The sequence below is a fragment of the uncultured Flavobacterium sp. genome (assembly GCF_951805225.1).
GTDB lineage: Bacteria > Bacteroidota > Bacteroidia > Flavobacteriales > Flavobacteriaceae > Flavobacterium.
In genome coordinates, this window is record NZ_OX638201.1 from 6,101,352 (window position 1) to 6,124,898 (window position 23,547).

The 23,547-nt window shown below is 34.0% G+C and carries 10 protein-coding genes; 9 read left to right on the forward strand and 1 reads right to left on the reverse strand.

The features are described 5' to 3' along the window. The first annotated feature begins 161 nt into the window (after positions 1 to 161). From xyl3A to WN975_RS25425, 5 genes are all read left to right on the forward strand, one after another. Positions 162 to 2,756 (forward strand): xylan 1,4-beta-xylosidase, encoded by a 2,595-nt coding sequence (xyl3A, locus tag WN975_RS25405; RefSeq protein WP_337968903.1) that lies wholly within the window; start codon positions 162 to 164, stop codon positions 2,754 to 2,756. Positions 2,757 to 2,801: 45 nt separating this feature from the next. Next, positions 2,802 to 4,757 (forward strand): glycoside hydrolase family 97 catalytic domain-containing protein, encoded by a 1,956-nt coding sequence (locus WN975_RS25410; protein WP_337968904.1) that lies wholly within the window; start codon positions 2,802 to 2,804, stop codon positions 4,755 to 4,757. Positions 4,758 to 4,888: 131 nt separating this feature from the next. Beyond that, the gene (locus WN975_RS25415; RefSeq protein WP_337968905.1) at positions 4,889 to 9,016 is read left to right on the forward strand and encodes a two-component regulator propeller domain-containing protein; all 4,128 of its coding nucleotides are present in this window, start codon (positions 4,889 to 4,891) and stop codon (positions 9,014 to 9,016) included. An 852-nt stretch (positions 9,017 to 9,868) separates the two neighbouring features. Beyond that, a complete protein-coding gene (locus tag WN975_RS25420) occupies positions 9,869 to 12,877 on the forward strand; it encodes a TonB-dependent receptor (RefSeq protein WP_337968906.1) in 3,009 nt (1,002 codons plus the stop codon). 13 nt (positions 12,878 to 12,890) lie between these two features. Next, positions 12,891 to 14,384, forward strand: a complete 1,494-nt coding sequence (locus tag WN975_RS25425; RefSeq protein ID WP_337968907.1) for a RagB/SusD family nutrient uptake outer membrane protein — start codon at positions 12,891 to 12,893, stop codon at positions 14,382 to 14,384. Between the two features lie 773 nt (positions 14,385 to 15,157). On the opposite strand, the gene WN975_RS25430 is transcribed toward WN975_RS25425, so the two are convergent. Then, the gene (locus WN975_RS25430) at positions 15,158 to 16,624 is read right to left on the reverse strand and encodes an MFS transporter (RefSeq protein WP_337968908.1); all 1,467 of its coding nucleotides are present in this window, start codon (positions 16,622 to 16,624) and stop codon (positions 15,158 to 15,160) included. Between the two features lie 942 nt (positions 16,625 to 17,566). Between WN975_RS25430 and WN975_RS25435 the strand changes: the two genes are divergently transcribed. From WN975_RS25435 to WN975_RS25450, 4 genes are all read left to right on the forward strand, one after another. After that, the gene (locus WN975_RS25435) at positions 17,567 to 19,498 is read left to right on the forward strand and encodes a glycoside hydrolase family 97 catalytic domain-containing protein (protein WP_337968909.1); all 1,932 of its coding nucleotides are present in this window, start codon (positions 17,567 to 17,569) and stop codon (positions 19,496 to 19,498) included. A gap of 124 nt (positions 19,499 to 19,622) precedes the next feature. Further along, positions 19,623 to 20,585 (forward strand): glycoside hydrolase family 43 protein, encoded by a 963-nt coding sequence (locus WN975_RS25440; protein WP_337968910.1) that lies wholly within the window; start codon positions 19,623 to 19,625, stop codon positions 20,583 to 20,585. Positions 20,586 to 20,673: 88 nt separating this feature from the next. Beyond that, positions 20,674 to 21,969 carry a glycosyl hydrolase family 8 gene (locus tag WN975_RS25445; RefSeq protein ID WP_337968911.1) on the forward strand — a complete coding sequence of 432 codons (1,296 nt, stop codon included), beginning with the start codon at positions 20,674 to 20,676 and terminating at the stop codon, positions 21,967 to 21,969. 28 nt (positions 21,970 to 21,997) lie between these two features. Next, on the forward strand, positions 21,998 to 23,128 hold the full coding sequence (locus WN975_RS25450) for an alpha/beta hydrolase-fold protein (RefSeq protein ID WP_337968912.1): 1,131 nt from the start codon (positions 21,998 to 22,000) through the stop codon (positions 23,126 to 23,128). Positions 23,129 to 23,547: the final 419 nt, after the last annotated feature.

Sequence of the window (23,547 nt, forward strand, 5' to 3'; positions counted from 1 at the left end):
TTGGCGTGCCGTAGGTACGCAACAATATAATGATTATTGCGTACCTACGGCACGCTAAATTTGTTCCAATTAATGTTTTCTACCAATATTTAGTGTCTAATGGTACATTTCAATTCTTGATCGGCTTTAATAGCAAAAATCTTTAATTCAAAATAAAAAACATGAAAAGTAATTATTTATATCTTTTAAGTTTACTATGCTTTTTTAATTTAAATGCACAGCAATATCCTTATAAAGATCCTGCACTTAGCTCTAAAAAGCGTGCAGAAGATTTAATTTCCCGATTAACTCTGGAAGAAAAGGCAGCGTTAATGTGCGATCAAAGTGATGCTATACCAAGACTTGGAATCAAAAAGTTTAATTGGTGGAGTGAAGCCTTGCATGGTTATGCCAATAATGATAATGTCACTGTTTTTCCTGAACCTATTGGTATGGCAGCTTCTTTTGACGATAAATTAGTTTACCGTGTATTTGATGCTGTTTCAGATGAGGCGCGTGCAAAATACAATCAATGGATAAAAAATGGGAATGAGAACAAACGTTTTTTGAGTCTTTCAGTGTGGACGCCAAATGTAAATATTTTTAGAGATCCACGCTGGGGACGCGGACAGGAAACCTATGGCGAAGATCCTTATCTGACTTCAAGAATGGGAATTTCAGTTGTCAAAGGACTTCAGGGACCGGCAGATGCTAAATACCGAAAACTTTTGGCTTGTGCTAAACATTTTGCTGTTCATTCAGGACCAGAATGGAGCCGACACGAATTGAACCTGAATAATATAAATCCGCGTGAATTATACGAAACTTATCTGCCAGCATTTAAAGCATTAGTGCAGGATGCCGATGTTCGACAAGTAATGTGTGCTTATCAGCGTTTAGACGATGAACCTTGCTGTAGTAATACGCGTTTACTGCAACGTATTCTTCGTGACGAATGGGGTTATAAATACATGGTAGTTTCAGATTGCGGAGCAGTTACGGATTTTTATACTACTCACAAAGTTTCATCAGATGCGGTACATGCAGCATCAAAAGCCGTTCTTGCAGGGACGGATGTAGAATGTGTTTGGGAAAAATATCCTTTTAAAAATTTACCGGAAGCAGTTGCAAAAGATTTAATAAAAGAAGCAGATATTAATAAAAGCCTGCTTCGTGTTTTAACCGGTCGTTTTGATTTAGGCGAAATGGATGATGACGCAATTGTTCCTTGGGCTCAAATTCCGGCATCTGTTCTTAATAGTAAAGAACATCAGCAATTAGCACTTGAAATGGCTCAAAAATCAATGACGCTTTTACAGAATAAAAACAATATTCTTCCTTTAAATAAAAACATAAATAAAGTAGCAGTTATAGGTCCAAACGCTGATAATGAACCAATGTTATGGGGAAATTATAATGGAACTCCGAATAAAACAATTACCATTAAAAAAGGGATAGAAGCAAAAATTACAGAGAATAAAGTCTTATACGATAAATCCTGTGATTTAGTCGAAGATAAAGTAACGCAAACTTATTTCGATCAATTTTCATTTGAAGGAAAAAAAGGAATGAAAGCAACCTATTGGAATAATCCAAATAGAGAAGGAAATAGTGTTGCAACTCAGCAAATTTTAAATCCTATAAAAATGACGACTGCAGGTCAGCATGAATTTGCGTCGGGCGTTAAACTGGAAGGATTTTCGGCTAAATACGAAACAGAATTTTCAGCTAAAGAAAATGATACTCTTGTTTTTAAAACTGGTGTTACTGGAGCTTTTGAATTATTAGTTGATGGTAAATCCGTAGCAAAATATACCAACTGGCGTACAGTTCCGTCGAGTGTTCCTTTTGCAGTAAAAGCGGGTAAAACATATAAAATCGAAATTCTTTTTGCCCAGTCAAACAATTGGCAGGCAAATCTTGAATTCGATTTCGGAAAAGAATTTGATATTGATTTCAAAGCTTTAATTGAAAAATTAAAAGGCATCGATACTGTAATTTTTGCAGGCGGACTTTCGACTTTACTTGAAGGAGAAGAAATGCCTGTTTCGTATCCCGGTTTTAAAGGAGGCGACAGAACCAATATTGAACTTCCTGCCGTTCAGAGAAAATGTTTAAAAGAACTTAAAGTTGCCGGTAAAAAAGTAATTTTTGTAAACTGTTCCGGATCTGCAATTGCGCTAACTCCAGAAACAGAAAGTTGTGATGCCATTTTACAAGCGTGGTATCCGGGAGAAGCGGGAGGACAGGCTGTAGCCGATGTTCTTTTTGGAGATTATAATCCTGCGGGAAAGCTGCCAATTTCATTCTATAAAAATTCAGATAAATTAGGTGATTTTGAAGATTATTCACTGAAAGAACGCACTTATAGATATACAACAGATGTTTTGTTTCCGTTTGGTTTTGGTTTAAGCTATTCTAAATTTGAAATTGGAGCAGCAAATCTGAGTAAGACCAAGATAAAATCGAATGAAAACACACAGTTAAACTTCTCAATAAAGAACATTAGCAAACGCGAAGGAACTGAGATTGTTCAGGTTTATGTTCGAAAATTAAACGACACAGACGGTCCATTAAAAACATTAAAAGCTTTTAAAAGAATTGATTTAAAAGCAGGCGAAAAGCAAAATGTAACAATCAATTTACCAGCTTCTTCATTTGAGTTTTATGATGCTAAAACCGGAGGAATGAATATAACAAATGGTGAATATGAGGTTTATTATGGAAATAGTTCTGGTGCTAAAGATTTAAAAAGTACTAAATTGGTTATTCAATAAATGGATTGTTTCCTGAATTTCTTTACAAACAAAAAAGTGATAAATATGCTGCGAATTATAAGTTTTAAATATGTTTTGTGTTTATGTCTGTTTAGTTTTCTCAACCTAAATGCACAATCAGTTATAAAAAGCCCTGACGGTAAACTTAAAGTTTCTCTTTTTGTTTCTAACGGTCAGCCTTTTTACAGTATTTCCTATAATGAAAAAACGTTCTTAGAAAAATCTCCGCTTGGTTTAAAAACCAATGTCGGTGATTTTACAACAGGATTAGTTTTAAAAACGAATCCAATTCAAAATAAAATTGACGAAAAATATCAGCTTCCCAATATTAAGAACAGCAATGTGCATTATGAAGCTAATGAAGCCGTTTTTTCTTTCACTAAAGAAGGTAAAGAAGCTATCGATATTGTATTTAGAGTAAGCAATAATAATGCAGCATTTAAATATAAAATATATCCGCAAAATGAAAGCCGTTCTTGCGTGGTGCAGGAAGAAGCTTCCGGTTTTCGTTTGCCGCAAGGCACAACCACATTTCTTTGTCCGCAAAGTAAGTCAATGACAGGATATGCCAGAACTGCGCCAAGTTATGAAACATCGTATACATTAAATGCTCCTTTGGGAGAAAACGGAATTGGAGAAGGTTATACATTTCCTTGTCTTTTTAAAGTAAACAATAACGGTTGGGTTTTAATATCCGAGACAGGCGTAGACAGCGGTTATTGCGCCAGCCGATTACTTGGACAAGAAAAAGGATTATACACAATTGGTTTTCCAATGGCGGGAGAAAATAACGGAAACGGAACAACCGCGCCAGGAATACCGCTTATTGGTGAAACGCCGTGGAGAACTATTACAGTTGGCGAAACTCTGGCTCCCATTGTAGAAACTACGATTCCTTTTGATTTGGTTAAACCAAAATATGAAGCTTCAAAAGAATATCAATATACCAAAGGTTCGTGGAGCTGGATCATGAAAATGGATAACAATACCACTTTTCCGGTACAAAAAGAGTACATCGATTTTAGTGCGGCAATGGGATATCAAACGATTTTAGTCGACGCACTTTGGGATACGCAAATCGGGAAAGATAAAATTGCTGAATTGGCAAAATATGGTTCAGAAAAAGGTGTTGGCTTGTATTTATGGTACAATTCGAATGGATATTGGAATGATGCGCCTCAAGGACCAAGAGGAATGATGGACAATAGTATAATTCGCCGTAAGGAAATGGCGTGGTTAAAAAGCATCGATGTAAAAGGAATCAAAGTAGATTTCTTTGGAGGAGACAAACAGGTAATGATGAAGTTGTATGAAGATATCTTGAAAGATGCTAACGATTTTGGCTTATTGGTTATTTTTCACGGTTGTACATTACCAAGAGGCTGGGAGCGTATGTATCCCAATTTTGCGTCTGCAGAGGCTGTTTTGGCAAGCGAGAATTTACATTTTGGACAAGGAAGCTGTGACAATGAAGCAACCAATGCGGCAATACATACTTTTATCCGGAATACTGTGGGAAGTATGGATTTTGGCGGAAGCGCTTTAAATAAATTTTACAATAGTGAAAATACTCCAAACAAAGGTTCAAAACGAATTACTTCTGATGTATTTGCTTTAGCGACAGCAGTACTTTTTCAAAGCGGTGTACAGCATTTTGCATTGGCGCCAAACAATTTGACTGATGCTCCGGTTTGGGCAATAAATTTTATGAAAGAGGTTCCCACGACTTGGGATGAGGTTCATTTTTTAGAAGGATATCCGGGTAAATATGCAGTTCTGGCACGCCGAAAAGGAACTAAATGGTATATCGCAGGGATAAACGCTCAAAAAGAAACGTTGAAAATTAAAGTGAAACTGCCAATGATTGTTTCAGGAACATCATTAACCAGCTATTTTGATGACGAAAAATTAAATGGAGAAGTAAAAACAATAAAGCTTAAAAATAATCAGGAAGTCGAAATAAAAATTCCAAGTAATGGCGGAATGCTTCTGGTGAATTAGTTTAAAAAAAGCCCGCAGATTATACGGATTGAACGGATTTTCGCAGATTTTTTTTAATAATTGTGTCTGGCAAATAATTGGTTTTTTATTAAACAATATACATTGAATTTTAATTTAATAATAATTTTAAAATGTCCCCAAAAAAATGTTTTAGAGCCATTGGCATTTTGTTTTTTATAATAAACAACTTGTTTTCTCAAAATACATTTGAAAACTACCGATTTCGGTTAGTAGATAATGACACGTCAAAAAGTGGTATTTACACCATTGCACAGGATCAGTTTGGGGTTATGTGGATGGGAACAAATGGTGCGGGTTTATATAAATATGATGGGATAAATTATGTAGGTTATGAGCAAAACTCAAAGCAGCGTAATTCTATCAATAGCAATTTAATTTACATTGTATACGTAGATTCTCAAAATCGTTTGTGGGTAGGTACAGATGAAGGATTGTGTCTTTATAATCGGGATTTGAATACTTTTGAAAATATTGATCTTCGGAAAAAAAGCAAAAAAGAAGCTGTAATTTCGGTAAAAAGCATCATCGAAGACAATAATGGAGATCTTTTTTTAGGAACTTTTAATAATGGTTTATTAAAGCTAAATGTTAAATCCAGAGAAATTACGAATATCAAACAGGATGAACCAAATTATCTTGTAAACTGCTTGGTAAAAGATAAAAAAGGGACTATTTATTTAGGCACCAATGTTGGTTTAAAAGTATTTGATCCAATAAAAAAGGAGATTAAAAAAGTAAGCATTGGCAACGACAATAAATTACTTTCAGGAACAATTGTATCTATGTTTTTTGACAGTAAACAAAACCTGTGGATTGGCAATGGATATAAAGGTCTGGTTAAGGCAGATTTATATTCTAAAGTTAAGCAGGTTGTTTCTTATCCAATTACCAGAAAAAGGATTATGTCAATATTGGCAACAGATTCAAAAACAATTCTTTGTGCAACAGAAAATGACGGTTTAATCATTGTAAATGACGAAGGGATTGTTCAAAAAAAATATGTAAACAGCAGATTTGATAATCGTAGTTTAAGTTCAAATTCTGTCTGGTCATTATTTTTAGATAAAGAAAAAAGAATCTGGTTGGGTTATTATAATAAAGGATTAGGTGTTTTTGACCGAATCAATAGCAAGGTAAATATTATAGAAAGTTTACCCGGAAATTCGCAATCATTACAAACCAATTGTGTCACAAGTATTGCCAAAGATCATCAGGGGCAATTGTGGATTTCTATGGAAGGCGGAGGAGTTGATGTCTACAATCCGGCGACTAAATACTTTAAACATATCACTAAATCAGATGCCAGTTTTTATTCCGGATTGACCAATGATAATATCACGAAAGTATTTATTGATAAAAAGCAAAATGTCTGGCTGTCGAGTTGGAATGAAGGGATTTTTCTTTTAAAGAAGGGAAGCAGAAGCTTTATTAATTACAATACAAAAAACACTCCCAATCTGGCTTCGGACAATATTATGAGTATTAATGAAGATTCGAGAGGAGTGATCTGGATAGGGACTTTTTCAAAAGGGCTTCATTATTATACGCCTTCAGACGGTCAATTTCATCATTGTAATACTAAACCCTTTTTAGCAAATGGACTTACGAATATAGATATCAGAGAAGTGATGGTTGATTCAGATGATGATGTTTGGGTGGGTTCAACAACAGGTTTATATAAGGTTAGTACGAAGGATTTTGTTTCTTTTTCGGTTACTTCCTTGCGGGATAAAATGTCTGAAAAGTTTAAAAATCATAAAAGTACACATACCATTAATACTTTATATGAAGCTAAAAACAAAGAAATTTGGATTGGTACAGACGGAGCAGGATTGTTCAGTTACAATAAAAAAACGGCTGTTCTGACATGGTATATAAATTTTAAAGGACTTCATGAAAAATCAATATCCTCGATTGTAGAATCTAATGATGGAAACATTTGGTTAAGCGGGAAGAAAGGAATTAGCCGACTGGATTTGAAAAACAAAACAACTGTCAATTATTCTACTTTTGATGGTTTACTTGGAAATGATTTTAATAATAATTCTGTTCTGAAAGACGAAAATGGAATCCTTTACTTTGGCAGTTATCAAGGCTTAAATTACTTTAATCCTGCAAATTTGGTTAAAAGCAAAAAACAGCTTCCAATTTACTTGACTGATCTAAAGCTTTTTAATAAATCAGTTGGGCCGCTTGAAAAAAACTCACCATTAGTAAAAGTAATATCAGAAACAAAAAAGATAATCCTCAGACACGATCAATCTGTATTTACAATCGATTTTATTGGGATTAATTATTCGTTTCCCGCCAGAAATGAATTTGCGTATTATTTAGAAGGTTTTGAAGATTCCTGGAATTATGTTGGCAATAAACGTTCGGCAACTTATACGAATTTAACTCCAGGTAAATATGTTTTTAAACTTAAAGCATCCGAAAAAAATGGAGTTTGGAGTCAAAAACCATTAGAATTAAGAATTGAAATTTTACCGCCCTGGTGGAAAACATCTTTTGCCTATTTGTTCTATTCTTTGTTATTATTGGCAGCAATTTATTTTGCCAATCAGTACTATCAAAATCGTTTTAAACAAAAACAAATGATAGAATTTGAAAAGACAAAGGCGATTCAGATTGAAAAATTAAACAATAAAAAATTGCAATTTTTTACCAATATCTCGCATGAGTTTAGAACTCCGCTTACTTTGATTTTAAATCCATTAGCAGATATCATCAAGAATAATAGTCAGGAAGTGCCGGATGTTGTATTGAATAAATTGCAGACGATTCAAAAAAGTTCGGATCGACTTTCAAGATTAATCAATGAGTTAATGGATTTTAATCAGTTGCAGTTTAATAAAATGCCTTTAAAAGTGCAGCTAATTGAGGTAGTTGGTTTTACAAAAGAAATTGTGAGTTATTTTGATGAAGAAGCCTTCAGCCGTGGAATTCAACTGGAGTTTGAGTCAAACAAAACAGCATTAAAAGATTGGGTAGATCCTAAAATGTTCGAAAAAATTATTTTCAACGTAATTTCAAATGCTTTTAAAGTTACTCCGGATAACGGAAAAATTAGGATAAAAATAGTAGTTGACGAGCAGTTAGTTCGCTTTCCGCTGATAAGTTCAACGAATATGAATTCTTCTTTTGCGGTTATTGTTGAAGATACAGGTGCGGGATTAGAGAAAAAAGATATTAAAAGAATTTTTGACCGTTTCTATCAGGTAAATAATTTAAATAAAGCGTATTACGGAAGTACCGGAATAGGTTTAGAAGTTGTTCGCGGATTTGTAGAATTACATAAAGGAATAATCGAAGTAAAAAGTCAATTAGGAGTTGGTACGACTTTTAAATTGTTATTTCCTGTTGGAAAAGAATTCTTTAACGAAAATGAAATACTGCAGGAAGAATTTAAAAAGGAGAAAAAAATAAGTTTCACACCAATTGTTGAAAAAACGATCACAGAATCATCTGATGATCAGGAAAAACAAGATCGGGTTTACACTATTTTGATTGTTGAGGATAATGTTGAATTACGGAATTATCTAAAAAACGAACTCAAAAAAGAGTATAAAGTTATAACAGCAGAAAATGGTCAAATTGGCCTAGAATTGGCTTTGCAAAAACTGCCTGATTTGATTTTGACAGATGTAATTATGCCTGTTATGAGTGGATTAGAATTATGCAAAAATATTAAAGCAGATTTAACAACCAGTCATATTCCGTTATTGATGTTATCTGCAAAGGCATTAATTAAAGACAAATTAGAAGGCATTGATTCTGGTGCTGATATGTATTTGAGCAAACCTTTTGATATGGATATTTTAAGATCCAGTTTAGTTCAATTGATCAAGAGCAGACAGATTATGTTTAATAAATTTTACAACGGAATTACTCCAAAGGCAAAAGAAAAAACAACGACTTTGGATAATGAATTTATAAAAAACGTCTTGAATTATATTAATGAAAATATGGCTGAATATGAGTTAAGTGTTGAGGTTTTGGCATCGAAAGTGTTTTTGAGCAGAAGCCAATTGTACCGAAAAATTAAAACACTTACGGGTATAACGGTAAATGAATTTATACGAAATGTTCGTTTAGAAAAAGCAAAAGAATTGATAGAATTGGGGAATGATAATATAAACGAGATTAGTATTAAAGTCGGTTTTAGTTCGCCTTCTTATTTTACAAAATGTTATAAAGAGAAATTCGGATATCTGCCAACACATAATAACAAAAAGTGATTTTTTCTAAAGATGCTAATCAAGAGTTGAAATGTGCCTTCGGGCACTAAATATCGGTAGCCATTGTAGATTCTAAATAGGTTGGCGTGCCGTAGGTACACAATGGTTATCATTTTGTTGCGTACCTACGGCACGCTAAATTTATTCCAATTCATGCTTTCTACCAATATTTAGTGCCTAACGGCACAAATTATAGACTTTCAACTTTTAATTTGGATAATGTATTATTAAAGACGGCTTATGCCGCCTTTTTTTTGTGCTTTTAATATAGATAATCTTCGCGAAAATTTGACTTCAATATACACAAACATTAAGGCTTTGGTTTTATCAAAACAACACTCCATAGCGTCAATTTTGTCTTTAAGCCATTATTAAATATTTATAAATGCCCTGCTATTTTTTTTACATGCGAAAAAAAAAGCCACAATTTTAATAATACCCTATTTATGTTTTTACTACTAAATAAGTCTTAAATACTGATTTTGCTCATTTTATTAAGTTTCATGCTACAAATTTGATAGTTTTTGCATCATTTTTAATATGTGAAATTTATGTTAACAGTATATTTTTGGATGTAACAAAATCAAATAAACTAAAATCAATTATGAACGAATTAAAACAATATTACAGTATGACATGAAATCTAAAATTATGTATTTAAATGCTCTTTTTTTTAAATCAAAATTTAAATAATGAATTATGATTTGCGAAATATCGATTTATAAAGATGTATAAAATTGATCTTTTAAAATTTGAAAAAACAGAGAATAGCTTTTGAGCTAATACCATAATAAGTACGATAAAAACTTTACAACCAAACAACTATTAAACTAAACAAAAAAACCAATGAAAATGATGTTAAAATTAAAATTTGCAATAATCACATTGCTAATAATTGGCAGTCAGAGTGTGATGGCACAAACAAAGACCGTACAGGGGGTAATTACCGATCCCTCTGGATTTCCTTTACCTGGCGCCAGCGTTAATGTAGAAGGTTCAAAAAACAGCGCATCAACAGATTTTGACGGTAAATACTCTTTAAAAGGAGTTAACAATACAGACAAAATAACATTCTCTTATGTAGGCTTGATTTCGCAAACAATTACTGTTGGAACCAGAGAAACAATTGATGTTGTATTAGCACTGTCTACACAAAGCTTAAATGAAGTTGTAGTAGCTTATGGAACTCAAAAAAGAACTAAAGTAACCGGAGCAATTTCAACGGTAAGTTCAAAAGATATTGCTGCTGTTCCTATTACTAATGCAGAATCGGCTTTGCAAGGACGTGCGGCAGGTGTTACTGTTGTAAATGGTGCACCGGGTTCAAGTCCTACGGTTAGTATTCGTGGTTTGTCTACAATGGGTAACAGTGCTCCATTATATGTAATTGATGGGGTTTTAACAGGTAATCTTTCAGGTTTAAGCCCTAATGATATTGAGAGTATATCAGTTTTAAAAGACGCTTCTACTACGGCATTATACGGTTCAAAAGCTTTTAATGGAGTAATTGTGGTTACTACTAAAAAAGGTAAAAAAGGTCCGGGACAGCTAAATTTTAGCACATATGTAGGTGGACAAACGGTTACAAAAAGATATGATGTGTTAAATACACAGCAATATCTGCAATATGCAAAAGACTTAGGAAGTGATTTAACAGCAAGAGCTGCTGAATTTGGAAATATAAATACGAACTGGCAAGATCAGATTTTTCAAACCGGTCTTATGCAGGATTATAATTTAAGTTTTTCAAATGGTACAGAGACTTCTACAAGCCGTTATTCTGCTGAATATATGAAACAAGAAGGTGCTATTATTAACACTGGTTTTGAACGTTATTCTTTTAGATCTAATAATACTCAGGATATTGGAAAACTTAGAATTGGAAGCAACATCGGTGTATCTTTTAGTACTACTAATCCGGAGCGTAGTGCCGGAGGAAGAACATTATTAGAGCATGCTATTAAAATGGCGCCTTATTTTCCGATTTACAATTCAAATAATTTAGGCGGATATCAAGGTCCAAGTGCAATTGATGGTAACGATGCCGAAAATCCTGTGCGTGTAGCCAATTTGGGTTATCAAAAAATTAACGGATTATCTATAATTGGAAACATCTTTGCAGAATTGGAACTTTACAAAGGTTTAAAATTCAGATCACAAGTTTCCTTAGATTATTATACAAGTAAGGATCATACTTTTGTTCCTAGTTATCAGGATGGTTCTTATCATAAACAAGCATTTTCTACAACAAATGAAACAAATGGACAAGGTCAGACTATTGTTTTTGATAACAGTTTAACGTATAAAACTACTATTGCAGGAAAACACAATCTTGAAGTATTAGGAGTTATTACTAAAATTGATGGAAAATCACAAACTCTTGCAGCGGGAAGCCGTTACAGTATTTCAGACGAAATAGATCAGTTGAGATATAATGAAGGTAGTTTAGGTTCAGCCAATTATGTAGAAAAAAATCTTGGTTACATCGCTCGTATCAATTATGATTATAATGATAAATACCTGCTTGCTGTTTCAGGAAGAAGAGATGCTTCGTCTCGTTTTGGAGCCAATAACCGTTGGGGTAATTTCTATTCGGTTGCTGTAGGTTGGAACATAGCCAAAGAAGAGTTTATGGCAAATTCTGTTTTCAGTACATTAAAACTTAGAGCAAGTACAGGAACAACAGGAAATGACAGAATTGATAATTATCAATATAGTGCAACATTAATTGCAAATTATAATTATCCAATTGGTGGAGGAAATGCACCAGGTGTATCTTTAGGAGTTGCTTCAAACCCAGATTTAAAATGGGAGTCAAAACTAGACAGAAATGTAGGTGTAGATTTTGCTTTATTTGACGATAAATTCACAGGTACTTTAGAATATTTCAACAATAAAAGCAGTGATATTCTTTTTGCCGTGCCTCTTCCAGCTTCTGTAGGATCTGCTGGTGGCGGAACTCAAATTCAAAATGTTGCTGATGTAAAAGTACACGGATTTGAAGTGTCATTAGGTTACAATGACAGAAAAGGAGATTTTACATGGTCTGCAGTAGCTAATTTAGGAACAAGTAAAAACGAAGTAACCGGTTTAGCGCCTGGAGTAACAAGTGTTTTAGGTGGGCCAACAGCCAGAGCTGGTCTTGAAAACTTTTCGAGACTAGAAGTCGGTCAGCCGTTATTCTACTTTTATGGATATCAAACCAATGGAATTTATCAAAATCAGGCAGAAGTAGATGCTGTTTTTGGACCGGGTCAAACTACGATTAAACCAGGAGATCTTAAAATTGTTGACCGCGATGGAAATAAGGTAATTAATTCAAATGATAAAACAAATATTGGGAATCCATATCCAGATTTTACTTATGGTTTAAATCTTAGTGCAGCTTACAAAAATTTCGATTTTAACTGCTTTATATCTGGAGTTCAAGGAAACGATATTTACAATGCAAACACTTTTGACCTAACAGGTATGAATCGTTTGTTTAATGCCAGTACTGCAGTATTAGACAGAGCAATTGTTGTAAATGGAGTTGTCACAAATCCATCTGCTACTTTGCCAAGAGCACAAGGTGCAGATATCAACTGGTCGTCTGCAAACCAGCGTTATATTGAAGACGGATCGTATACAAGACTAAAAAATATAGCCTTAGGATATACATTTTCCGGAGATGCATTTAAGACTTATTTTTCAAAAATAAGATTCTATGTAAGTGGACAAAACTTAATTACAGTTACAAAATATGACGGTTTAGACCCTGAGATCGCACGTGCAGACGCCAATGCAAATTCTGCAGGTATTGATTTAGGAAGATATCCACAACCAAAATCTGTGATTTTTGGACTTGATGTTACATTTTAATTTATAAAAGATAATGAGAAAAATAAAATATATACTTATAGTGCTGTCCGGAGTTTTAACTATAACTTCATGTGACACTGGTGAATTAGAATTAACTAATCCCAACACTTTATCGCCTGAAACCTTCTTTAAAAGCGAAGCACAGGTGCAGTCATCTGTAAATGCATCCTATGCAGGTCTACAGACAAGAGGACTTTACGGAAGAAATTTTTCTTTTGCGATGGATCTTATGGGGCATGATGCTTTAGGAAATCCACAATTAGAAGGAAACAAAAAACCATTTCAGGATTTTTCTTTTAATGGAGGAAATGATATTATTCAATATTATTGGGAAGCCTGTTATATAGGAATATCCAGAGCTAATTTTGTACTGGATAATGAAGCGAAAATAAATGCTCTTCCAAATTCTGTTTTATCACAAGAAAAAAAGAACAAATATTTAGGAGAAGCTCATTTTCTAAGAGCTTACTATTACTTTCTTTTAGTGAAACGATTTGGAGATTTACCAATTTATAAAACAGGTACTATTGTTGGTAAAGGAAGAAGTCCAAAGGCAGAAGTTTATGCCTTGATTGAAGAAGATCTTGTATTTGCGTCTAAAAATCTTTTGCCAAGAGCAACAGAAGCAGCAGGAAGAGCCAATAAAGAAGCGGCTTTTGCTTATTTGGGAAAAGTATTGTTATACGAAAAAAAATACGATGAAGCGTTGGTTGCTTTTAATGGCGTTACCGGATACAGTCTTGAAGATAAAGGCAGTTTTTACAACAACTTTATGGCAGAAACAGAACACGGTAAAGAATCTATTTTTGAAATTGAGTTTGACGAGAAAAACGGAACAGGTGATCAATGGGGTGCAGTTGGTGATAGTCAGGGAACTGGTTTTGAAGAGTCTACACTTAGAGGACAGGAATATGGTAACCTAAGCTGGTATAACGTGTATCCGTCAGACGATTTATTAGATTCGTATGAAGTAGGCGATGACCGTTTCGGAGATACTTTTTATGTGCCGGGTTCAACTTATTTGAAAGGAACTAAGGTAATGATAGCAAGTAATTTTACTACTTCTGCAGGTATTAGAAGAGCAGGCTGGAAAAAATATCAAAACTATTACATAAGAGAAGATGAAGCGACACGCTCAAGTATTAACTTCAAAGTGATGCGTTACGCAGATATATTGCTTATGAAAGCCGAATGTGAAAACCAAAGAGCAGCAGGTTCACAAACTACAGCAATTGCATACATTAAAGAAGTTAGAGACAGAGCCAATTTAGCAACTAATATTACGGCTACAAAAGATGCTGTTTTTAAAGCAATTGTACATGAACGTAAAGTAGAATTTGCTGGTGAGCAAAGTCGTTTTGATGATATTATAAGATGGGGAATTGCTGCTACAGAATTAGCCGGAACTGGTTTTCAAACTGGTAAAAGTGAGTTATGGCCAATACCAAACAGAGAGACATCTTCAAATCCTAATATAAAACCAAGTGATAATAATCCTGGTTACTAAAAATTAAAATTTGGTAAGTTTGAGTTAAGTTAGTAATTGACAAAGAGCGCATTGTAAAATGCGCTCTTTGTTTTTTTAGTAAGTATAGAGATGCTTTAAGTTTGACGAATTTATAATCTAACAGTTTAAATTATTGATGGTTGCGATGCTTACTGAAATTTTTATAATGGCAAATCCCAATCTGTGTAAATATCGATTCTTTCATAATAGATAGTTATTTGTATTTTGTGCCGTTAGGCACTAAATCTTGGTAGAAAAGATGAATTGGAGTAATCCAGCGTGCCGTAGGTACGCAATGGATATCGTTTTGTTGCGTCCCTACGGCCAATGTCATTAAGTTAAGTGGAAATCTACAAAATTACTTAACAGTTTAATCAAGAAAGTAATTAGAAAAATCCGTTTTTATCAGCGTTTTCCTTTAGCGAATCAGTAAAATCAGCGTCTAATTTTGACGCGGATAAAACAGATTTACTTCGTAAAAACGCAGATAAAAACGGATTTTATTTTTTAAAAGCTTAGCTTAATGACATTGCTCTAAGGCACGACGACAAATTTGGAATCTAATGACTACCAATATTTAGTACCTAAAGGCACATTTTAACTATTGATTTGCATTGTTTAGTTTAATCCATAAAGTTTTGAAGTATATAAATATAATAACCACAATATAGCGTCACATTTTTAAAATTAGATAAAACGAGCAATTCATTGATTATAAAAAGTTTTAATTGATTTCAATGCTTTCAATTTTAAGGTTTTACGATTTTTCGACTTTATATTTCCCTTCTTTCCTTTAAATCCGTTTCTATTTGAATTTCCATTTTTTTATCTATTACATAAAAGCACAACAGAACTGCACTTATAATAAATATAAAGCCTGGATAAATGCTAACAGAAAGTTTAATTCCTTCTACTGCTGCCGGCACTTGATTAACTTCTTCGGCTACATAACCATATTTAGACAGAAAAGCTGCGCCTAAAGCACTGCCAATACTTATTCCGATTTTTAGCCCGAAAATCATTGCCGAAAAAACAGTAGCAGTCGCTCTTCGATTGTTTCTCCATTCGCTGTAATCAGCCACATCAGCAATCATAGCCCACAACAAAGGAATTGTTATTCCGTAAATAAATCCGTGTATTAATTGGGTTATAAAAACGATTGCAATAGCTGTTCTGCTATAAAAATTAAATAGCAGTAAACTAATAGCAGATAGAAAAATAAAACAGATGTAAATATTTCTTTTACCAAAGGAATCTGCAAGAGGTTTTGAAAACATAATTCCAAAGATCATGAAAGTAATTCCTCCGGCATTAAAGAGACTAAATGCAGACGTTGGAGCGTCTTTTGGCCACTGAAAATTTACAAATCCCATTGCCGTTAAAGAGTTGTTCAGTTTGTCAATAAATGTCGTAAAACCAATATCATTCAAAAAAATAGTTTGTGCGGCTGGATCTAAATAATATTTAAAATAGAAAACATACATACCACCTTTTAAAGATAAGGTTATAAATACAAGAATAGTAACCAGCACCATAACCAGCCAAGGCCCGTTTTTAGACAAATCGATAAAATCCTGCTTAACCGAAGATTCCTGATTCTTTGTTGGAATGATTCTTTCCTTGGTAGAAAAAAAAGCAACCAATAAACAAATGACGCCAACAAAGGCAAATAGGATCATCGTATTTTTAAAGCCAACTGCTTTATCTCCATTTCCTAGGATTAAAACTAATGGCAATAGAAGTGATTGAATTATAAATTGAGCGACCATTACAGCAACAAATCGATAGGAGGAAAGGCTGTTTCGTTCTTTCATATCGCCTGTTAAAACACCACTTAAAGCAACATAGGGTAAATTGTTTGCCGAGTAAAGTATCACTAAAAAAAAGTACGTTAAAAGTGCGTAAGCAATCTTGCCGGATATTCCGAAATTGGGAGTTAGAAAAGAGAGAACTGCAGCAATCCCAAAAGGTAAAGCAGTCCATAATATCCAAGGTCTGAATTTTCCCCATTTAGTTTGAGTACGATCAGCAATAACGCCCATAATGATATTAAAAAAGGCACCAATAAAACCTCCTGTAAAGATTATAATACTTGCTGTGCCGGCAGGAATTTTATAAACGTCTGTATAAAAGAAAGCTAAAAAAGTCAGCAAAGTTTGAAAAATTAAATTTGCTGCAAAATCACCTAAACCGTAACCTATTTTTTCTAATACAGAAAGCTTTTGCGATGTATCACTCATAAATTTATTAATTGCTTTTACCTGTTTTTATCCGTCTTTTTAATTTGGAATTGCTTTTTAAAGTATTCTTTTTTATAAAAACAGAGCACTTCTTTTTTACTGCATTTTAACAGAATGTGAAATGTAAAAATAGTCTGAAAGTTGAAATAAGATTATCATTTTTGAAGCCTAAAATATCATATTTGAAGCACAATTGGTTTCAGTGAAACGATTGAATCTATATTGCGATTTGAATTTCCTAATTTAGAAAAAAAAGTAAATTCAAATTGCTCTTCTCACTTTTTAATTTAGGTGTATAAACGTCTTAATTAAGTATCTAAAAAATAATTAGATTTTAATTAATTAAAGAGAAAAATAACTTCTCAATTTAATAGATGCTTGTTTTCTTCAATAATTTAAGCTAACGGTTGTTTTAGCTTTCTTTTTTATGAAATCTCTCCTCTTTATTCCCTCTATATGTCCCTAAAAATGACTGTTTATTGTTGGTTTGTCATTTTTACGAGTTCTTTAAGAAAAATGAATAAGCGCTTTTAAATTTGTAATTTTTATTTCGCGACTACTTATTGAATTATTTATTATTTAATTTTTTAGCTATAAAAATAATTATAATGTTTTATTTATGACTTGTTTTTGTGTAATCATTAATAAATTATAATACAACCGATTGCGTATTAATTGTTTTTATTTATATTTGTAATAAATACACTTATTATTTTAAGCCGATCTATAGAATTGAAATCTATACTATATATAAAGATGATTACCCAAAAAAGAAGTGTTTAAAAAAATTGAGTTGAAATTATGTTAGTTAGTTTTTAAAAAAGCCGAAGATCAAATAGGTTTCGGCTTTTTACTTCCAAAAATCGCAATTAATCATAATGACATTTCTTCTGATTATAACTAGTCTTTCAAATTGTTTCGAGATAGAAAAAAAATAAAATTATGAAGTTGAAAATTATTTTATTGTCCTTTTTTGTTTTTGGCTTATGTAATGTTTGGTCACAACAAATGCAATTAGAATCGCCTAATAAAAAAATCGCGATCACTTTGCATGGCACAAATAATAATAAAGGAGAATGGAATCTTAAAATAAAGTATCAGACAGATAAAAACACATCTGAAATACTTCCAAAAATAAGCTTAGGACTTTCACGAAATGATCAGGATTTTTTTAAAGAACTTATTTTCTTAAAAGTAAGTAAGCCAAAATTGATAAAAGAACATTATGAACTGCCATTTGGTAAAAAGTCAGTACGTGAAAATACAGCCAATGAAGTAACTGTTTCCTTTGAAAATCCCAATAAAGCCAAACTAAACATTATTATAAGAGTTTATAATGATGGCGTTGCATTTCGATATGAATTTTCGGAGAAAAAAGGTACCTATATAATTAAGGATGAATTCACGGCTTATCAAATACCAAAAGAAAGTAAACGCTGGTTAGAAAAATGGAATCCGGCAAATGAAGGTTTATATGCTTCTTCCAGCGATGATAAAATAGTGCAGCAAGAATCGTGTTATCCGGCATTGTTTAATTCACCGGATAAATCATGCTGGTTTTTACTGCATGAAGCGGATTTGAATCGCAGTTACTGTGGTACAAAATTGAGCAATACAAAAGATGCGAATACATACAAGCTTACTTTTCCTGATGCGCAAGATGCCAGAGGAACCGGCGAATCAAAACCTGCTATTTCGCTTCCGTGGCAATCTCCGTGGAGAGTAATTACAATAGGCAGTTTGTCTGATATTGTCGAAAGTACTTTAATCGAAGATGTTTCAACGCCAACTGCTTTTAAAACTACGCAATGGATAAAACCAGGGAAAGTTTCCTGGAATTACTGGTCAAGTAATCACGGAACTAAAGATTATAAAATTGTATGCGATTTTACAGATTTGGCCGTAAATATGAATTGGCCTTATACACTTTTAGACTGGGAATGGGATACGATGGCAAATGGCGGAAATCTGGAAGATGCTTTAAAATACATACATTCAAAAGGAATAAAACCCTTGATGTGGTACAATTCAGGAGGAGATCATACATGGGTTCCTTCGACTCCAAAAGATCGAATGCTGACTCATAAAAACAGAGTTGAAGAATTTACAAAACTTAAAAAACTTGGTGTAGCCGGAGTTAAAGTTGATTTTTTTGAAAGCGAAAAACAAGACATGATCAACTATTATATTGATATTCTTGAAGATGCGGCGCAATTTGAAATGCTGGTATATTTTCACGGTTGCCTTGTACCGCGCGGCTGGTCACGCACTTATCCAAATTTAATGACTTACGAAGCAGTTCGTGGCGCCGAATGGTATAATAATGGACCTGAATTTTCGACCACAGCGCCAGAGCATAACACCATTTTGCCTTTTACAAGAAACGTAGTAGGAGCAATGGATTATACGCCTGTTACGTTTACCAATTCTCAATTTCCACATCAAACTTCTTACGGACATGAACTTGCTCTTTCAGTGATTTTTGAATCTCCTCTGCAACATTTGGCAGATCGTCCCGAGGGATATTATGAATTACCGGATGAAGCAAAAATTTTCCTTAAAGAAGTACCTACAACATGGGATAATACCAAGCTTATTGACGGATATCCGGGTCAGGAAATAACGATAGCACGTCAAAAAGGGAATGCCTGGTACATTGGAGGCATAAGTGCGTCTCAGCGTGAAGAAATAACAAAAAAAATCAAACTGGATTTTTTGCAGGAGGGAGTTAATTATCGTGCCGTTATTATTGCCGATGGTAAACATGATAAAGCATTTGCTTCACAAAATATAGAAGTGAATAAGGAAAGTACTATTACTGTAAAATTGCTTCGAAGAGGAGGTTTTGTGATTTCATTAATTCCGATAGAGTAATTGAAATTCCTATAATCTGAAATGAAAAAAATCAGCCGATAAAAATTAAATCTAAAATTCAAGTGAAATAAAATGAATTAAAAGCAGTATTCACTAACTATAAAACCAAACCAAAAAACAAGTAATGAAAAACCAAACCAAAATTTTATTTTTAATAATATGCTGTTTATCAGCAATTAAAATAGAAGCACAAAATCCTATAATCAAGGATATTTTTACCGCAGATCCGGCTCCTCTTGTGCATAAAGGCATATTGTATTTATACACCGGACACGATGTGGCAACTCCAGAAGATACTAACTACAAAATGGCAGACTGGCATGTGTTTTCTACAACAAATATGAAAGACTGGAAAGATCATGGCGCACTTCTTTCGCCAAGTACATTTTCGTGGGCTACGGGTGACGCTTATGCCGCTCAATGTATCGAGAGAGATGGAAAGTTTTATTGGTTTGTTTCTACATTTCATAAAAAAGATGCCGTAAGCGCTGGTGGCGCAGCGATTGGTGTAGCGGTTTCAGATAGTCCTACAGGTCCTTTTAAAGATGCAATTGGGAAAGCGCTCATCATAAATGAAATGACAACTGATATGAAAATTGCCTGGGACGATATTGACCCAACCGTATTTGTTGACGACGACGGACAAGCTTATATGTTTTGGGGAAACGGAAGCTGTAAATGGGTAAAACTTAAAAAGAACATGACAGAAGTGGATGGCCCAATTACCACTTTTAAACCTAAAAATTATATCGAAGGACCTTGGGTTTACAAAAGAAAAGGACTGTATTATTTAGTATATGCCAGTGCAGGGACAAAACCGGAAATGATAGAATATTGTACCGCCAAAACGATAACAGGTCCGTGGAATTATCAGGGGATTATTCAGGAAAATGTACAAAATAGTTTTACCACACATCCTGGTATTATCGACTATAAAGGAAAATCATACTTTTTTTATCATAACGGAAGTTTGCCAACTGGCGGGAGTTACAGACGTTCAATCTGTGTAGATGATATGCATTATAATAAAGATGGAACCATTCAAAAAATAATACAAACTACAGAAGGTGTTAGTAAGATCAAATAAAAAAAGGATCTCAGTTTAATTTTTCCATTCAAAAAAAGGAATGGGTTTAGAATGCACATTTTTTTTATTAACTAATAAAAAGATAAACATGATTATTCATAAAAATGCGACAAGCGAATACTTGGTTAGAATCCGACTTTTAATACTGATTCTTGCCTTGATTATTCCGGTTCTTGGCTTTAGCCAAAATAAAAAGAAAGCAGAAAAAGTAGAACTAGAAAAACCACAATACCGCAATCTTTTTGCAGAAGCGGGCTATAGCCAAAGTGAAATAGACAAGAAATTAGCGAAAGCATATTATGATGTTTTTGAAGGACCGAACAAAGTTTATTTTGAAGAAGGAGATTCACTAGGATATGTTTCTGATGTTAAAAATAAAGATGCCCGTACCGAAGGAATGTCATACGGAATGATGATTGCCGTTCAGTTCAATAAAAAGGAAGTTTTTGATCGTATCTGGCGATGGTCTGTAAAATATATGCAGCATCAGGATGGACCAAGAGAAGGTTATTTTGCGTGGAGCGTGAATCCGGTGACTAAAAAACAAAATTCAGCCGGTTCTGCTTCAGATGGAGAATTGTATTATATCACCAGTCTGCTTTTTGCTTCTAATAAATGGGGAAATGCTACAGGAATAGATTATTACAAAGAAGCCAGAAGAATATTAGACGCAATGTGGAAAAAAGATGGCACTGCTAATGTGCATAATATTATAAACACAGAACATAAGCAAATATCTTTTGTGCCAGAAGGCGGCGGCTACAACTGGACAGATCCTTCGTATCATGTTCCTGCATTTTATGAAATATGGGCTTTGTATGCAAAAGACGGACACGAGGAATTTTATAAAGAATGTGCTGAAGTTTCCCGTAATTTTTTGCATAAAACCTGCCATCCCGTAACAGGTTTAACTTCAGATTATGCTGAGTTTAGTGGAGAACCTCATCCTACACCGTGGCTTCCTCCTGCGTTTCGTTACGATTCGTGGCGCGTTCCTATGAATATAGCAATGGATTATACCTGGTACGGAAAAGATAAAAAATGGCAGGAAGATTATGCAAAGAGGTTTCAAAATTTCCTTAGATCTAAAGGATTAGACACTTATGAAGATCAATTTAATCTGGATGGTTCTACTCCTGATTTTATTCTTCAGGCGGGACCAGTCAAAAAACTAAGACATTCTATCGGTTTGGTGTCAACAGCGGCAACTGCATCGTTAGTGAATCCTGATAAAAACAGCATCGATTTTGTTCACGCGATCTGGAATGCCAAACTCGAACCTTATGATGACGGTTATTTTGATCCGTATTATGATGGATTAATGTACCTCTTCAGTCTAATGCATCTTAGCGGAAATTACAAGATTATAGCCGTAGAACGTTAATTAGATTTTAAATCAAAAAAATAAAAATATGAAACAGTATACTATTGCCATTTTATGGATGTTTGTTTTGTCAGGCGGTGTAGGTTTTGCACAAACGAGCCAGACTTCAATTATCGAAGATTTTAAATCTTCAACAGTAAATCAGCCCGGACAAGAATATCCAAAAGTCAATTCTCAGGGGTATGTACGATTTCAAATTTCAGCTCCCGAAGCCAAGTCTGTTGTAGTAAGTCTTGGATTAGGCGGGGCAAAAGGAGGAACTGTTCTTGCAAAAGAAGCAGATGGTTTCTGGAGAGGTACCACAGCAGGAGCAATGGATGAAGGCTTTCATTATTATCATGTAACGGTCGACGGAGGTCTTTTTAACGATCCCGGTGCGCTTAACTTTTATGGATCGACACGTTGGGAAAGCGGTATCGAAATACCTGCTCACGATAAGGACTTTTATGCATTAAAAGAGGTTCCGCATGGAAATGTACAGCAGATTTTGTTTCCTTCAAAAAGTACCAATACATCGCGCAGAGCCTTTGTATACACACCTCCGGGTTATGATAAAGATAAAAATAAAAAATATCCCGTTTTGTATTTGCAACATGGCTGGGGAGAAGATGAGACAGCGTGGAGCAATCAGGGACATGTAAATCTAATCATGGATAATTTAATTTCTGAAGGAAAAATAAAACCATTTCTTATTGTAATGACGTACGGAATGACAAATGAAATTAAATATGGAGGTTTGGCAAGTTTCAAAATAGAGCCTTTTCAGACGGTTCTTGTAGAAGAATTAATCCCTTATGTTGATTCAAATTTCCGAACACTTTCGAATCAGGCAAATCGCGCAATGGCAGGTTTATCAATGGGAGGAATGGAAACACACACGATTACACTCAATAAACCCGACGTTTTTTCTCATTATGCACTCTTAAGCGGAGGTATTTATAAACCTGAAGAAATTAAAGATAAATCTAAAGTTAAGCTTGTTTTTATAAGCTGTGGCAGCCGTGAAAAACCGGAATCTGTACAGACTGCAGTAAAAACTCTAAAAGATGCCGGATACAATGCAGTTTCTTATGTCTCTGAAAATACAGGTCACGAATTTTTGACGTGGAGACGCAGTTTTAAAGAAATGGCGCCTCTTTTATTTAAAGACCTGAACTAGAATATAAAATGATGACTTATCATAAGCTCCAGCGGAGCGACATATCTTGGCATTACTTATAAAAATATCACACGCCGTGCAATGTCGTTGAGTTAAGTTTTTAGAAAATGAAATTAATCTCGCAAAGGCGCGAAGGCGCAAAGGTTTTGTCATTTCGACTGAAGGGAGAAATCTCCGCGAGAAGCTCGACAAACATTGGATTCTTGTTACGGAGTTACTTGCGGAGATTTCTCTCCCGAAGCTTCAGGAGAGAAATGACAATATTGTATTTAAGCTTAGTGATTTGCGTAGTGAATATTACAAACAATTTTTATTTATGAATTAAAAAAAACAACCAAAATAATTAACCAAAACTTTATTAACTAACCATTATGACCAAAACCTTATTTTATCGAAAAATTTTTTCAAAAGCTGGTTCT

What these genes read in the sequence shown, in the direction of transcription:
- xyl3A (WP_337968903.1), top strand. Translation starts at nt 162, where the DNA reads ATGAAAAGTAATTATTTATATCTTTTAAGTTTACTATGCTTTTTTAAT.
- WN975_RS25410 (WP_337968904.1), top strand. Translation starts at nt 2,802, where the DNA reads ATGCTGCGAATTATAAGTTTTAAATATGTTTTGTGTTTATGTCTGTTT.
- WN975_RS25415 (WP_337968905.1), top strand. Translation starts at nt 4,889, where the DNA reads ATGTCCCCAAAAAAATGTTTTAGAGCCATTGGCATTTTGTTTTTTATA.
- WN975_RS25420 (WP_337968906.1), top strand. Translation starts at nt 9,869, where the DNA reads ATGATGTTAAAATTAAAATTTGCAATAATCACATTGCTAATAATTGGC.
- WN975_RS25425 (WP_337968907.1), top strand. Translation starts at nt 12,891, where the DNA reads ATGAGAAAAATAAAATATATACTTATAGTGCTGTCCGGAGTTTTAACT.
- WN975_RS25430 (WP_337968908.1), bottom strand. Translation starts at nt 16,624, where the DNA reads ATGAGTGATACATCGCAAAAGCTTTCTGTATTAGAAAAAATAGGTTAC.
- WN975_RS25435 (WP_337968909.1), top strand. Translation starts at nt 17,567, where the DNA reads ATGAAGTTGAAAATTATTTTATTGTCCTTTTTTGTTTTTGGCTTATGT.
- WN975_RS25440 (WP_337968910.1), top strand. Translation starts at nt 19,623, where the DNA reads ATGAAAAACCAAACCAAAATTTTATTTTTAATAATATGCTGTTTATCA.
- WN975_RS25445 (WP_337968911.1), top strand. Translation starts at nt 20,674, where the DNA reads ATGATTATTCATAAAAATGCGACAAGCGAATACTTGGTTAGAATCCGA.
- WN975_RS25450 (WP_337968912.1), top strand. Translation starts at nt 21,998, where the DNA reads ATGAAACAGTATACTATTGCCATTTTATGGATGTTTGTTTTGTCAGGC.